We start from the raw sequence: 14,125 nt of genomic DNA on the forward strand, positions 1-14,125 counted from the left end.
AACTTTTAAGGAGTGCTAATGATGTCTACAAGCGAACAATATACCATTATGCTTTTAATGAGTTCGGTATCACTGGCTTCGGTTAGTAGAATGCTTCCGGATGGCTCCACTTTTATGAATTTCGTTCAAGGCGTATTGACCGGTGTTGCTATAGTGGGGATGTTGGCAGGATTGTGGATGTACAGTAAGGCGCGTAAGAGTAAGGCGCGTAAGAGTAAGGCACAATAGTAGGTACTGAATTTTCGGGGGGATCCTAACAGCCATTTATGGTTGCTGGGATATCCCCGTTTTTGCGTTGGCAATCTCTTTGTATACGAGCTGATATAGCTAACGGACCCAGCAACACTTAAATGCAACAATCATCGAGATTTGGCAAGATATCGGACACAATAGTCGCTATTGGCATGAAAAACAGTGAATTAGTAGCTCTTTTAACCAAATAGTTGCACTGGAGTCCGATACTATGCTCAAAAGGCGATAAACGTGCAAATAACGATATCTGGGTCCGTAAGCCTTGCCTTGGTGGAAGATGATTAGGGCCTGCTTTAAGACGATCCGAGACGCTCATCGCTCGGGATTTCTACTGGAGTCCGAACGCCGGCCAAATTTGAGGAAAAGCTTCAATTAAAGGCTCCTGAGTCCGTTAGATGCTTCATGCGCTTAAAGATCGTCTGAATTCTAGTCAGTGACTAAATTATAGAAAGATTTGCGCTCGTTCGTATATCCGCTTGGTCGGTCATCTGCTCCCGTACAGCTCTAAGCTGTGCTTTCAGTGCAGGAACACTTTTTTGCAGAATAATGCTTATTTGAGAAAGAGGCAGCTTTAAGCCGTACCACAATACCTTCACAAGCTGTTCCTCCCAAGGTAATCCCTTAGCCGATAGAAGAGAGCGCCGGGCAAAAGAATCAGCACACTGGCGAATACAAGTGCGGTAAGCGTGGATAGAGAATAACTGAGGGTCGAAGTTATCCTGACGATATATTTTATGAAGCTCTGTGAAGGTGCGGATAGTAACCTTGTCTGCCTCATTAGATTGTTCTAATAACATGGAACTGAGTACGTAGACTTCATTAGTATACTTTTGAACACACTCTGCAAATTTAGCACTGTAGGTGGACACGGGAGGTAAGGGGTCAGGCATGGTGAACACGATCCTTTCAGAATGAGAGATTTGCTTGAATCTATAATATAGAAAAGTAAGAGATGGATTTATTGATAAGATCGGCGGTGTCTGGTTCCGGGCAACTGTGTTTCTGCTGGGAGGCAGTGGATAAAGCTTTGGAAGGTTTGTAGTAGAGCCGTTCACTTCTGGAATTGCTCCCCCCAGCTGCAACACTGTACAGACGCCCTTGCTGAATATGCCCAGCCAAGGATTTACCCTGGAGCTTGGCCTTTAAATCCTGCAAAGCACCCTGAACTAGCTCAAGCTTAACCTGCTCCCAATCTGAACCTTCGCGGCGGACCTTATCCAGCGCTTCCTCAAGACGGCAATGACAGATAGCCCGTAAAAAAGAACTCCATTTAATGAGATCGAAATTTTTGGTGTTGGCAGAGATTAGACAAGCCCCCCAACTGCAACCTCCCTTACAGGTGAGCTTCAGAATACCATAACGGCAGCCTTCAGCCCCTTCCATTCCATAGTGAATAGGCTCGGGTTCATCCAATACAAATACTTCAATGCGGGATAGTCTGCGCTGGTCCATAGTAGGGTTCCTCCTTAGATTTCCAAAAGCTTTAAGTCTACATGATGAGTGACACTAGCCTTTTCTACACAAGCGAGCATTTCCATTTTATTCTCACAGACTGCGGTATGCTCTAGCCATAGTCGGAACTTCTCTTTCCGTATAACAGATAGATGTAAGGGAAAGGTGCTGCGGGATCTCAAGACATACCAACCGGCGCTTACATCTTTCCAAGGCTCCTTGAAGGCTGTAAACCACGGGAGTTTTTGATGCGATGACCAATCCTGCTGCTGTTGTTGTTCTCGAATTTTTTTATATATTTCATATACAATCTTAGAGTCTAAACAGTCTTTACAAGAAGAAGGTGTACTGAATTGGCGAAGGGCTTGGATCTGGTTCTGGCCAAATGCATAACCTACAATGTACCTGTGATTATTTTCTTCGAACCACAAGGCCCCGAAACAAACGTAATTTAGACTTATCGGCTCAAGCAGCCCTTGATGTATCCCTAAATAATAGTGCTTCAAAACATTCACCCCATCCAGCGTGCTATCACCTAATAGGCTCAGGTAACGCAAAAACCGCAGCAAGAGGAGGACCTCTGCTGCGGTTTTGGATTACAGGCAGATATACCTGGGCCAAAGCGTGGCGGATCAAGGGTCTCTCTCTTTACGCTTACGAGGTTAGCTGTCGGATTCGGACGGTGAGAGTCGCCCTACCTATTGAGACTTACGCAGTCTCCTTTGGATTCACCCCAAGTAGGCCAGGTGGCCTGATGGTTCCCCCGTTCCCTGCGAATGCAGGAACTCAGCGTTGATTGTTTTTCATGAATTAGATTCAACCCGAATCATACTCTTTTCAAGATTTTCTGTAAAAAACGGAAAATGTTCTTTTAGAGCGATTTTAACCATATCCTGCCGACTACGACTGAAAAACGAGGTAAATAGGTATTTATGGCGTGTTATCGCGCCTCTTTCTCGCTCAACCTCAGCTTCTTGCGTTTCAACCTATAAAGGGAATTTGCAGTATTTTCACCCTAAAAAGGTGAATAAAATCACATGGGTTATAGATAGCGATTAAACGCTCGAAACTCGAGTAAACAAGAGATATAGAGAGATTAGATATCAAGTAAGCGCTATCTAATGGGAAAATAGTTTTTAATTTGCATTATTTTGGCATCATTCAGGTTTTACAAGTCTTCGTGCATAAGAGTATGATTACTCCTGTTTCAACGACAATCGAATATTTGATCCGCTTAATTTCCGATAAGGAAAGCGGGGGAACCAACAATCGGCAGCCGATGTGAGAGTCGGAAGCTGATTATGGGGTGAATCCTGTAGAGGGTGCGAGTGAGCTCGCATCTATACAGGTAGGGCGACTCTCACCGCCCGAATCCGACAGCTAACCTCGTAAGCGTATGGAGAGAGGATGAGTGCAATGTGACCGCTAGCGAGCCACAGAGGAGATCCTTTGTGGCTTTTTGCTGTGCTCTTAGAAGCAAAGCATTTATGGAGGCCTCCCCCAAGAGGTCGCTAAATTCATCATTAGCGGTATTTGTAAGGCAGCGTCTAATGACGTGACACAACCGAGCTTTAGGTTGTGCCCGAAAATGACGATAGGTCAACATCCTTTCGGAGATTTTCGTTGCCTCCTTGTTGTAAATGAGCAGGAGGAGAAAAAAGAGATGACGGATCAGAATGAATATGTGCTTGTATGTGCGCCTACAAAGGCGGGAGAACATTTCATTAAACTTCTGAAGTTCAGGGGTATTAAGATGGCGGGATTAACCAACAATCTGGCTGAGAAAGCTTTACTAGAGGAGCTCGGAATCGAGCGGGTTATTCTAGTGGATACCCGCCATCAGAGCACTTGGTTTCGCCCATCGTTCCCGGTAGGCAGGGTATATCTGTTTGAGAGCAGCTTTCCGCTTTGCTGCCGCTATATTCAGATGTGCCGTACCTGGACGACACAGCCAATTTTTGTGATTACAAGTTCTATAAATCCTAGATTGGTCTATAAAAGACTTGGTGCGAGCTATGTAATCTATTCCCATAGTGGTGATGCTGATTTTCTAATCGATAGATCACCTCATCAAGGATAATGGAAGGAGTGCGGAAGATATGATGGATCTGTATATGGTGGCTTCGTTAGCTGTAATTTACGGGTTATTTTATGGCTTTATGCGCTGGTGCGCAGGTGTAGTTGAGGATACGGGGAGGGATAAGCTGTGATTCTAGTAATCGCTGTTACCCTACTGTTGTTTATATATCTGGTTTACGCGTTGATTCATCCTGAGAAATTTTAAGGAGGGGCATTCATGGGCATTTTGCAAATAGTCGTCGTAATTGTAATTCTCATCTTGTTGGTCAAGCCGATGGGGACGTATTTATATCATGTATTTTCTAACGAACCGAATCGTACGGATCGCTGGTTTGCAGGCACAGAGAAAGGTATTTATAAGCTGATCGGCCTGAAAAAACGGGACGGAATGTCCTGGAAGAAGTATGCACTCAGCTTTGTTTTAACTAATATCGTACTGGTTGCTTTCAGTTATATTTTTCTAAGATTACAGCGGGGATTGCCGCTGAACCCGAATGGAATTGCCGATATGGAACAGACGCTTTCATTTAATACGGTGATCAGCTTTATGACCAATACGAACCTGCAGCATTATAGCGGGGAGACGGGACTATCGTATTTTTCACAAATGGCAGTCATCACGATGATGATGTTCACGTCTGCAGCGAGCGGATTTTCTGTTGCGGTTGCTTTTGTCAGAGGGATTACAGGACAGAAATCAGTCGGGAATTTTTTTGAGGACTTCGTAAAAGCACATATTCGTGTATTCATTCCATTAGCTCTGCTAGTTTCATTGGTGCTGGTAGGATTGCATGTGCCACAAACGCTCAAGCCATCGCTTGAGGTCACTACACTCGAAGGGCAGACGCAACAAATCGCTATCGGTCCAGTCGCTTCTTTGGAGTCAATTAAACACTTAGGTACGAATGGTGGCGGCTTCTTCGGAGCCAATTCAGCGCATCCTTTTGAGAACCCTAATCCACTTACGAACGTTCTGGAGATTCTCTCTATGTGGATGTTGCCAGCCTCTTTGCCATATATGTACGGGTTGTTCGCTAAGAACAAACGTCAGGGCTGGGTGATTTTCACAGCAATGATGACCTTGTTCGTTCTGCTGCTGGGGCTGAATTATTATGCGGAAACTAAAGGGAATCCCGCTATTAATGCGCTGGGGATCGAGTCTTCGCAAGGCAGCATGGAAGGTAAAGAGGTACGTTTTGGGATCCCGCAATCTTCTCTGTTCACTTCGGTAACAACGGCAGCTACGACAGGTAGTGTTAACAATATGCATGATACGCTGACACCGCTGGGTGGCATTACCCCTCTGGCCCTAATGATGCTCAATAACGTCTTCGGGGGAAAAGGTGTAGGACTAATCAATATGCTGATGTATGCCATCATGGGCGTCTTCTTATGTGGACTAATGGTTGGCAGAACACCAGAGTTTCTCGGGCGAAAGATAGAAGCCAAGGAGATGAAGCTGATTGCGATTGCTATCCTTGTGCATCCGTTCATTATCCTTGTACCAACAGCAGGTGCGTTCTTAACGGGCTTGGGCAACGGTTCCATCACGAATCCCGGATTCCATGGACTTAGCCAAGTGTTATATGAATATGTCTCTTCTGCCGCGAACAATGGTTCAGGATTTGAAGGGCTTGCGGACAATACCACCTTTTGGAATGTTACAACCGGGATCGTAATGCTGCTTGGCCGTTATGTCTCTATAATCGCAATGCTGGCAGTTGCAGGTTCACTGATCCAGAAGAAGCCGGTTCCTGAGACGATTGGCACATTCCGCACAGACAATGGTCTGTTCACCGGAATTCTGATTGGTACGGTAGTGATTATCGGTGCGCTGACGTTTCTGCCGGTCATTGTGCTCGGCCCGATTGCAGAATATTTGACCTTACGGTAGGAAGAGGGAGAACAAGATGAGTACTGTAAAAAGAAAAAAGCTGCTGACGGGACCCATACTCCTAAGCGCTGTAAAGGATAGCTTTATTAAGCTTAACCCGGTGACGTTAATCAAAAATCCGGTCATGTTCGTAGTCGAAATCGGCACGATTATTGTATTGCTTATGGTACTGGCCCCCGGATATTTTAATGCAGAGAAATCGGTAGGCTTCAATATCACGGTGTTGTTCATTCTGTTATTCACAGTGCTGTTTGCCAACTTCGCTGAAGCGCTGGCTGAAGGCCGCGGGAAGGCCCAGGCGGATTCGCTTAAGAAAACGAAACAGGATATCACAGCTAATAAGCTCGTTGGAGGGTCTGTGAAGACCGTTTCTTCCTCCGAGCTGCGGAAAGGAGATATCGTGATCGTCAGTCAGGGAGAACTTATCCCTGGCGATGGTGAAGTGATTGAAGGGCTGGCCTCCGTAGATGAATCGGCAATTACAGGTGAATCTGCACCTGTTATTAAGGAAGCCGGCGGAGATTTCGGCTCAGTCACAGGCGGCACCCGGGTAGTTAGTGATGAGATTAAAGTCAAAATTACCAGTGATCCCGGTGAGTCATTCTTGGATCGGATGATCTCCCTCGTTGAAGGGGCGAAACGTCAGAAGACACCCAATGAAATTGCACTAAATACACTCTTGATCAGTCTGACGTTGATTTTCCTGATTGTAGTAGTGACCTTGCGGCCAATTGCGACTTATCTGGGCGTTGATCTAGATATTCCTGTTATGATCGCCTTGCTGGTCTGTCTGATCCCGACCACAATCGGGGGACTGCTCTCTGCTATCGGGATAGCAGGGATGGACCGCGTCACACAGTTTAATGTCCTTGCTATGTCAGGGAAGGCCGTTGAAGCTGCCGGCGACATTAATACAATGATTCTAGATAAGACCGGTACGATTACTTTCGGAAACCGGATGGCGAGTGATTTTGTGCCAGTTGGAGATGAAACGGAAGCTGAGCTTACGGCTTGGGCAGCTATTAGTTCGCTAAAGGATGAGACTCCGGAAGGACGTTCTGTTATTGAGCTGGCTAAGAAGCTGGAACGCAGCTATGACAGCAAACTTGCTGAAGGCGGAGAGTTCGTAGAGTTTAAGGCTGAGACCCGGATGAGTGGTATAGATCTGTGTGATGGACGATCTGTTCGTAAAGGGGCAGTCGATTCCGTGAAGAAATGGGTACAGTCGAAGGGCGGAGTCATTCCCGCGAACCTCGACAGTAATTCTGATGCTATCGCTCGTATGGGGGGGACCCCGCTTGCTGTTGCGGTAGACAACCGGATTTATGGACTTATTTACTTAAAGGATACAGTTAAGCCAGGCATGAAAGAGCGGTTCGATGAGCTGCGAAAAATGGGAATCAAGACTATCATGTGTACAGGGGACAATCCGCTGACCGCAGCTACTATTGCCCGTGAAGCAGGGGTAGATGATTTTATTGCAGAGAGTACACCTGAGGATAAAATAGCGGTTATCCGCCGCGAGCAGAACGAAGGCAAGCTGGTGGCAATGACTGGTGATGGAACGAATGACGCACCTGCCCTTGCCCAAGCTGATGTGGGCTTAGCGATGAACAGTGGGACTACAGCCGCTAAGGAAGCAGCAAACATGGTTGATCTGGACTCCGATCCCTCGAAGATCATTGAGGTTGTAGCTATTGGTAAACAGCTACTGATGACGCGGGGCGCGTTGACAACGTTCAGTATTGCGAATGATATCGCTAAATATTTTGCAATTATTCCGGCAATGTTCATGCTCGCCATTCCTGAAATGGAAGCTCTGAATGTCATGGGATTGAGTTCACCTAGCTCGGCAATTATATCTGCATTAATATTTAATGCGATTATTATTCCGCTGCTGATCCCATTGGCGATGAAAGGTGTCTCGTATAAAGCGATGAGTTCTACGAAGCTGCTGGGACGTAATATTTTTATCTATGGTCTAGGTGGGGTAGTCGTTCCTTTTGCGGGCATCAAACTTATTGATTTGCTCGTAAGTGTATGGATATAACAACGGATTAACTAATCATTGAAAGGGTGAGAGCATCGTGAATAACAGAAAATCGATTGCGGACGCTGAAGAACAGTTGTCATCATCGAAGGGTGCTAATTTCTTTATTATATTACGGCTATGTCTAGTGTTTGTTGTTCTCTGCGGAGTGATTTATCCTCTGACTACTACAGCGATTGCTCAAGTTCTGATGCCATCGCAAGCGAACGGCAGTCAGCTGAAGAATGACGCTGGAGTAGTAGTGGGTTCAGAACTCATCGGGCAGAGCTTTACGGACCCGGCATTATTCCATGGCCGTGTATCCAGCATTGATTATAAAGCGGAAGCTTCAGGCTCCAACAACTATGGCCCATCCAACCCCGATATGCTGCAGCGGACGAAGGATTCCATCACACAGTGGCAGCTGGATAATCCGGATGTGCCTGTAAACAAGCTGCCGGTTGATTTAGTAACCAACTCAGGTTCAGGTCTTGATCCGCATATCACTCCTGCATCGGCAATTGTGCAGATTCCCCGGATCAGTAATTTGACCGGGATTCCAGCCACGCAGCTGGAAGAGCTAGTGAATAAGCAGACCGAAGGTCGTGATCTAGGGCTGTTTGGTGAAGAACGGGTAAATGTTCTGAAGCTGAACATGGAGCTCCAGAAATTAACGAACAAATAAATATAGCTAATATCCCTGCCCGATTGTTCAAACTGGGTCAGGGATATCTTGCTTTCTGGCATAGAAGAGTGAATGGATGAACGGGTTATTAAGGAGTGGTCTTGATGGGAACATATCGGAGGAAGACGCCGGAGGAACTGCTGCTCTCTATCTATGAGCTGCATCGTGGACGCCTGAAGATCTATATAGGCCCGGTCAGTGGATCAGGCAAGACCTATCAGATGCTGCGTGAGGGGCAGGCGCTGAAAGCACAGGGCATCGATGTTGTAATCTGTGCGGTTTCAACCAACCAGAGTCCAGAAACAAGGGATCAGCTGGGTGACTTGGAACGGATTCCAAGTATTCATTGGTTTCAGAGGGAGATCGAGAAGAAGGATCTGGACGTGGAGGCCATTGTGGCGCGTAATCCAGAGGTTGTACTAACCGATGGATTGGCTCATCATAATCGCGAGGGTGCGGAGAGATCAACTAGGCTGGAGGATATCAAATATTTATTGGGCTGTGGAATTAGTGTCATCACAACTGTAAACGTATACGAGCTGGAGGGCGCAGCAGATCTAGCGCGAAAGTGGACGGGGATTGAGGTGGAGTATTCCTTGCCTGCGGAAGTGCTCACCCTTGCAGATGATATCGTTCTAATTGATGTGACTCCGGAAAAGATACTTCAACGTTTGTCCGAAGGACATTTGGGCAAGAAGCAGCGGACTTCGCTTTTTAACAAAGGGAATCTAAGCAAGCTGCGGGAGCTGGCGCTGAGAATGGTTGCGGAGGATGTTAATGGCTCGCTGGAGAAGCATCGGGAGGAGCAAGGATTGCTGGGGGCTTCGGGGATTGCCGAAAAAGTGTTGGTGTCCGCACAGTATTATTGGAATGGCTCGATTCATATCCGCCGTGGACAGCAAATCGCTAAACGGTTAAACGGAGATCTGGCGGTGGTATCCTTCTGGAAGCAGGGCCTGACGCCCTCTAAGGAAGCAGCAACCTTCAAGCGATCCCTATGGAAGCTGACTGAGAAGATTGGGGCCTCGATGGAGGAGATTTCTTTTCGCTCGAAGAGGGAGATTCCGGGACTTCTAGTGAAATACGCCATCCAGCATAATATTACCCGTATCGTTATGGGACACTCCAAGCAAACGGCGTGGCAGGAGCTGTGGAAGGGTTCGATTGCTAACTCATTGTTAAAGCAAATCCGCGGAGTAGATGTGTTTTTCGTGGCTGATCGTGCTGAGCGTGAGGGAGAACGCGTTCTTCCTACCCGGCAGAGCCGAAATGAGCGGAAAGCCGATGCCTATCACAGATTAAGCAGTCAGGAAGTAAAGGATAAAATCGATGCCATTCGTGGGGGCACATTTAAAGTGTACATTGGTGCTGCTCCCGGAGTGGGCAAGACTTATAAGATGCTGCGAGAAGGAAATGATCTCCTAAAGAGAGGGATCGATGTTGTTATTGGACTACTAGAAACGCATGGACGTAAAGAAACCCTTGAACAGATCGGTGATCTGGAGATCCTTCCGCGACTGAGTATTGACTATCGGGGGACTGTCCTTGAGGAAATGGATACGGCAGCTATCATTAAGCGTAATCCGGAGGTCGTACTGGTAGATGAACTGGCACATACCAATATGCCGGGCAGCAAACATAAGAAGCGGTATATGGATGTTATGGAGCTATTGGATGCAGGGATCTCTGTAATCTCCACAGTGAATGTTCAGCACTTAGAAAGCTTGAATGATGCTGTAGAACAAATTACCGGAGTTAGAGTTAGAGAGACTTTCCCAGACAGCATTCTGCAACGGGCCGACGAGGTTGAACTTATCGATGTATCTCCTAAAACACTGCAAGAGCGGATGAAGGATGGGAAAATATATGCGATGACCAAAGTGGATCAGGCGCTGGGGGCTTTTTTCAAAATCGGCAATCTAATCGCCCTCCGTGAACTGGCGCTGCGGGAAATTGCTGATGATGTGGATGAACGTCTGGAGGCCTGGGAACGTGTCGGGTCGCTGCGGGGACCTTGGCGGCGGCAGGAAGTGATCTATGTGTGCATCACCTTAGGAGATCATGCGGAACGTCTGATTCGGCGAGGTTTTCGGATTGCCTATCGTCTAAAAGCTTGCTGGTATGTTACGTACGTACAGGAATATAAGCAGAGCGGGCCTTCTTACGATAAACGAATTAATGATTTGAAAGAATTGACGGAACGACTGGGTGGAACGTTTAAGATGATTCCTAACGTGCTCCCGGCACGAGTGTCTTCCTTGCTGCTTGAAAGGTCTCAAGCCTTACAGAGCACACAGATTATTATCGGCCAATCTCAACGCTCCTGGGTACGTAAATGGCTGCGTGGGGATGTCACTAAGCAGATTCTGCGTTCGGCCAGAAATGTAGATGTACTGGTCGTGGCAAATCTTATGCGTGAGGAACCTTAAGCTTTAGAACAATGAAAAAAGGGGATTCCTAGCCAAGTGGCTGTTGGAATACCCTTTTTTGGTATGCATATATCAAGTGCTAAATAATTAACCGGATGAATTACTGGGCCGCTTCGATGAGTGCTTTCAGCTCGGGAAGATTGAATCCCTTGGTGGCATGATCCCCTGCTACAGTAACAGGAACACCCATGAAACCAAGCTTTTCGACTTCCTCTTGATAGACTGTGCTAGTCATAACATCTCTTACTTCAAAAGGGATACCTTGCTCCGTAAGATATTGTTTGACCAGATTACAATCGCTGCAGCCTGCTGTTGAATAAACAATCACTTGCTGGCTCATTGGTTCACAGCCTCTTTGATAGCATCTCTTGTGATCTTCCAGTGGGAAGTGTTCCAGCGAACCTCATTATCCTCAAGCAGGAAGAGCTGTGGAGATTCATGCTTAATCCGAAAATCCTCGGCAATTTGATTGGAAACTGGACGATCCTCGATGACTAGAACTACTGCTGCTGCAGTATCCGCATCCTTTAGATAAGCCTGGAATTCTTCATTAGCTTTGGCGCTAATCGGGCAGGTAGTGCTGTGTTTGAACAGCAGTTTTTTGCCAGGTTTAGCCACATACTGCTTAAGATCTTCCAATGTATGAAGTTGTTGAATAGACATAGATATCACCCTCCTGGGATCGTTATTTTACTAACCATTGTGTTGTTAACAACCTGTAATCATGATTGTAACATATATTAAATTTAAAACAAAAAGGATTCTGGAGCAGCTAATCCAAGGATGACCAACCCTCATTTTAGCGCGTTGAAAAAAAGGGGACGGCATGCTAAGGTGAAAGCAAGACAACTTGCTTCAATAATCCTTACTAGGTAGGAGTGTTGATAAGAATGAACAGAGTCGCATGTGTGACTGGAGCTGATCGGGGTCTTGGATTGTCTCTTGTACACTCTCTTTTAGAGAAACAGTTCTTAGTATTTGCTGGACAATACATGAGAGACGCAGATGAATTGAAAGCGCTTCAAGAAGAGTATCCGGAACAGCTGGAACCTATTCCACTCGATATTGGTAGTAAGGATAGTGTAAAGCAGGCAGCAAGGGCTATCGCCAGCAGAACTGGGCATGTTGATATTCTTATTAATAATGCCGGAATTATTCATTCCGCAGATGATGCTACGATGCTGGTGGATATGGATGATGAGGGCATGGCAGAGATTTATAATGTGAATACGCTAGGCGCGTTGAGAGTCAGCAATGCACTTATGGGCCTATTATTGCAAAGTAAGGATAAATTAATTGTTAATATTTCTTCGGAAGCGGGCAGCATTGGCAGAAATAAGCGTATTAATATGTACGGCTACTGCATGTCTAAAGCGGCACTGAATATGCAGTCCTCCCTGATGCACAATCATCTAAAGACGCTTGGGGGTCAAGTGATGGTGTTTCACCCCGGCTGGATGAAGACTTATATGCATGGCGAAAAAAATGAGCAAGCGGATATTTCACCTGATGTGTCCGCAGATCAGATTATAAGTCAGGTTATGGAGTATAAAAAATATCTAGGGGATGCGCCGGCCTATCTTGATGTGGATGGCAATACATGGCCTTGGTAGAGGGGTTTCCCGTAATCAAAAAAAGTACACGAAGAAAGGCGATGATAGGATGTCTACACTAAAAGCACTGGCACTCGGAAGTTATTCGGAGGTTAAATATCACCCATTTGCGGGAGTAGACCGGGAGATTGAGCAGATATTTGCCAATGACCTGCAGGTATTCTCCTCGGAGGATTACGGGCTGCTTAATAAAGAAACATTATCTGACTACAAGCTGGTGATCTCCTATACCGAATTCTCCGATGATAAAATACCGGCGGAACAAAGCAGCGCATTGCTCTCCTATGTGGCTAATGGTGGCGGATTACTAGTGGTACATAACGGAATCTCCTTACAGCGTAATCAGGAGCTAGGCGCCATGCTGGGAGCTCATTTCACTCATCATCCAGAATTCACTTCGCTCCAGATGTCCATACCGGCAGGGGAGCATCCCATTATGCAGGGAATAGAAGAATTTGTGATCGATGATGAGCCTTATTATTTTGAGCAGCATCCCTATTTCGAAACAACTGTGCTTATGGAATATCCTCATGATGGGGCAATGAGGCAGGCGGCTTGGTGCCATGAGTTTGGTCTAGGCCGGGTTGTTTATTTAATGCCTGGTCATCATTTGCCGTCATTTTCCGTAGAGCCTTTTCGCCAGATGATTCGTAGAGGTGGACTTTGGGCGGCGGGATTATTGTAGGATATAAGCGGATATACCTGTTGTAACATAAAACACGAGTCCAACTGCGGGTTAACTGCGGTTGGATTTTTTTTGTTGACTCTAACATTGGTGTCAGGGTTTATACTGGTGTAGAACAATTCTCATGAACCCCGGGGAGAATGCTATGAAAATAGGTGAGCTTGCTAAACTGACGGGCGTAAGCGTCCGTTCACTTCGTTACTATGAGAGTCAGGGATTAATCTCGCCGATCCGTCAGGCCAACGGATATCGGGAGTACTCTTTACTTGCTGTAGAGACGGTAGAAACGATTAAACTATATTTGAACCTGGGTCTGTCGACAGAGCAGATCGCGGGCTTTCTACATTGTGTGTTGAAGAACAAAGAAGCCTTCTGCGCAGAAGTGATGCCACTATACCGCAGTAAACTGGAGGATATTGAACGTCAGCTTGTAGAGCTAAATCAGATCAAGAGGAATTTGGAAGAACGAATGGCATCTATCTTGCAGGAGCAGGATGAGAGCAAGTTGGGCGCGTGTACACTGGAGAACTTGGAATAGGTACTGCTGGTGCTGGAAAATATGAGGAGGAATGGCAAATGTCAATTATAAATGCCGATAGCGCGGATTGGGTGCGGGAAGAAATACGTGGTGGAGGAACCGTGCTGGTGGATTATGGTGCGCCATGGTGCCCCCCTTGTAAGGTGCTGTTGCCTCTTCTGGAAGATCTTCACCAGGAATATGGAGACGATGTTTCTATTGTAAAGGTGAATTGTGATGAACTTCCGGATCTTGCTGGGGAAGCTGGTGTTATGGGGATGCCTACTGTCATTGTATATAAAGAGGGACAGCCTATAGAAAAGCTGGTCGGTCTGCGTCCGAAAGCAGCCTACCAAGGCATACTGAACAAGGTTCTCCAAGCATAAGGCAATAAATATAAAGATGAAATTAGGGAGACTCCATATTGTGGGGTCTTCTTTTTGTGCATGAATTAACCATCTTCGGTAAAAAATACGAACACAGCTATAAA

The 14,125-nt window shown here is 46.3% G+C and carries 15 protein-coding genes and 2 riboswitches; of the genes, 10 read left to right on the top strand and 5 right to left on the bottom strand.

Annotated elements, in window-relative coordinates:
* Positions 1–18 precede the first annotated feature (18 nt).
* Complete coding sequence (locus tag MKZ16_RS02645) at positions 19–228, top strand: hypothetical protein (RefSeq protein ID WP_179089972.1); 210 nt, start codon at positions 19–21, stop codon at positions 226–228.
* Positions 229–689: 461 nt separating this feature from the next.
* On the opposite strand, the gene MKZ16_RS02650 is transcribed toward MKZ16_RS02645, so the two are convergent.
* From MKZ16_RS02650 to MKZ16_RS02660, 3 genes are all read right to left on the bottom strand, one after another.
* Positions 690–1,121, bottom strand: a complete 432-nt coding sequence (locus MKZ16_RS02650) for a hypothetical protein (RefSeq protein ID WP_143760485.1) — start codon at positions 1,119–1,121, stop codon at positions 690–692.
* A gap of 61 nt (positions 1,122–1,182) precedes the next feature.
* Positions 1,183–1,704, bottom strand: coding sequence for a hypothetical protein (locus MKZ16_RS02655; protein WP_051490930.1), 522 nt, complete (start codon positions 1,702–1,704; stop codon positions 1,183–1,185).
* A gap of 14 nt (positions 1,705–1,718) precedes the next feature.
* Entirely contained in the window at positions 1,719–2,273 is a 555-nt protein-coding gene (locus tag MKZ16_RS02660; protein WP_036676704.1) for a hypothetical protein, read from the bottom strand.
* Between the two features lie 68 nt (positions 2,274–2,341).
* Positions 2,342–2,506: riboswitch (cyclic di-AMP (ydaO/yuaA leader) on the bottom strand.
* Between the two features lie 419 nt (positions 2,507–2,925).
* A riboswitch (cyclic di-AMP (ydaO/yuaA leader) is annotated at positions 2,926–3,115 on the top strand.
* Positions 3,116–3,367: 252 nt separating this feature from the next.
* Between MKZ16_RS02660 and MKZ16_RS02665 the strand changes: the two genes are divergently transcribed.
* The 5 genes from MKZ16_RS02665 (at position 3,368) to MKZ16_RS02685 (ending at position 10,820) form a co-directional block, all read left to right on the top strand.
* A complete protein-coding gene (locus tag MKZ16_RS02665) occupies positions 3,368–3,784 on the top strand; it encodes a hypothetical protein (RefSeq protein ID WP_076103887.1) in 417 nt (138 codons plus the stop codon).
* 216 nt (positions 3,785–4,000) lie between these two features.
* Positions 4,001–5,677: a potassium-transporting ATPase subunit KdpA gene (kdpA, locus tag MKZ16_RS02670; protein WP_036676707.1), complete on the top strand. Its 1,677-nt coding sequence runs from the start codon at positions 4,001–4,003 to the stop codon at positions 5,675–5,677.
* Between the two features lie 16 nt (positions 5,678–5,693).
* Positions 5,694–7,727: a potassium-transporting ATPase subunit KdpB gene (gene kdpB / locus MKZ16_RS02675; protein ID WP_076103889.1), complete on the top strand. Its 2,034-nt coding sequence runs from the start codon at positions 5,694–5,696 to the stop codon at positions 7,725–7,727.
* 55 nt (positions 7,728–7,782) lie between these two features.
* Positions 7,783–8,391, top strand: a complete 609-nt coding sequence (kdpC, locus tag MKZ16_RS02680; RefSeq protein WP_051490939.1) for a potassium-transporting ATPase subunit KdpC — start codon at positions 7,783–7,785, stop codon at positions 8,389–8,391.
* A 104-nt stretch (positions 8,392–8,495) separates the two neighbouring features.
* Positions 8,496–10,820, top strand: a complete 2,325-nt coding sequence (locus MKZ16_RS02685) for a histidine kinase (protein ID WP_076103890.1) — start codon at positions 8,496–8,498, stop codon at positions 10,818–10,820.
* A gap of 100 nt (positions 10,821–10,920) precedes the next feature.
* Here the strand turns inward: MKZ16_RS02685 and MKZ16_RS02690 are convergent, their stop codons facing one another.
* Both MKZ16_RS02690 and ytxJ read right to left on the bottom strand, forming a co-directional pair.
* Positions 10,921–11,160 (bottom strand): glutaredoxin family protein, encoded by a 240-nt coding sequence (locus MKZ16_RS02690; protein ID WP_036676715.1) that lies wholly within the window; start codon positions 11,158–11,160, stop codon positions 10,921–10,923.
* Positions 11,157–11,483, bottom strand: coding sequence for a bacillithiol system redox-active protein YtxJ (gene ytxJ / locus MKZ16_RS02695; protein WP_076103892.1), 327 nt, complete (start codon positions 11,481–11,483; stop codon positions 11,157–11,159). Before ytxJ ends, MKZ16_RS02690 begins: the two co-directional genes overlap by 4 nt.
* Before the next feature lie 227 nt (positions 11,484–11,710).
* On the opposite strand from ytxJ, the gene MKZ16_RS02700 reads away from it, so the two are divergent.
* The 4 genes from MKZ16_RS02700 (at position 11,711) to MKZ16_RS02715 (ending at position 14,021) form a co-directional block, all read left to right on the top strand.
* Entirely contained in the window at positions 11,711–12,433 is a 723-nt protein-coding gene (locus tag MKZ16_RS02700; protein WP_076103894.1) for an SDR family NAD(P)-dependent oxidoreductase, read from the top strand.
* Between the two features lie 49 nt (positions 12,434–12,482).
* Complete coding sequence (locus MKZ16_RS02705) at positions 12,483–13,118, top strand: ThuA domain-containing protein (protein WP_076103895.1); 636 nt, start codon at positions 12,483–12,485, stop codon at positions 13,116–13,118.
* 145 nt (positions 13,119–13,263) lie between these two features.
* Positions 13,264–13,656, top strand: coding sequence for a MerR family transcriptional regulator (locus MKZ16_RS02710; RefSeq protein WP_036676727.1), 393 nt, complete (start codon positions 13,264–13,266; stop codon positions 13,654–13,656).
* Positions 13,657–13,694: 38 nt separating this feature from the next.
* A complete protein-coding gene (locus MKZ16_RS02715; RefSeq protein ID WP_038568555.1) occupies positions 13,695–14,021 on the top strand; it encodes a thioredoxin domain-containing protein in 327 nt (108 codons plus the stop codon).
* Positions 14,022–14,125 lie beyond the last annotated feature (104 nt).

Source organism: Paenibacillus sp. FSL R5-0928 (assembly GCF_037970385.1).
Lineage (GTDB): Bacteria > Bacillota > Bacilli > Paenibacillales > Paenibacillaceae > Paenibacillus_AQ > Paenibacillus_AQ odorifer.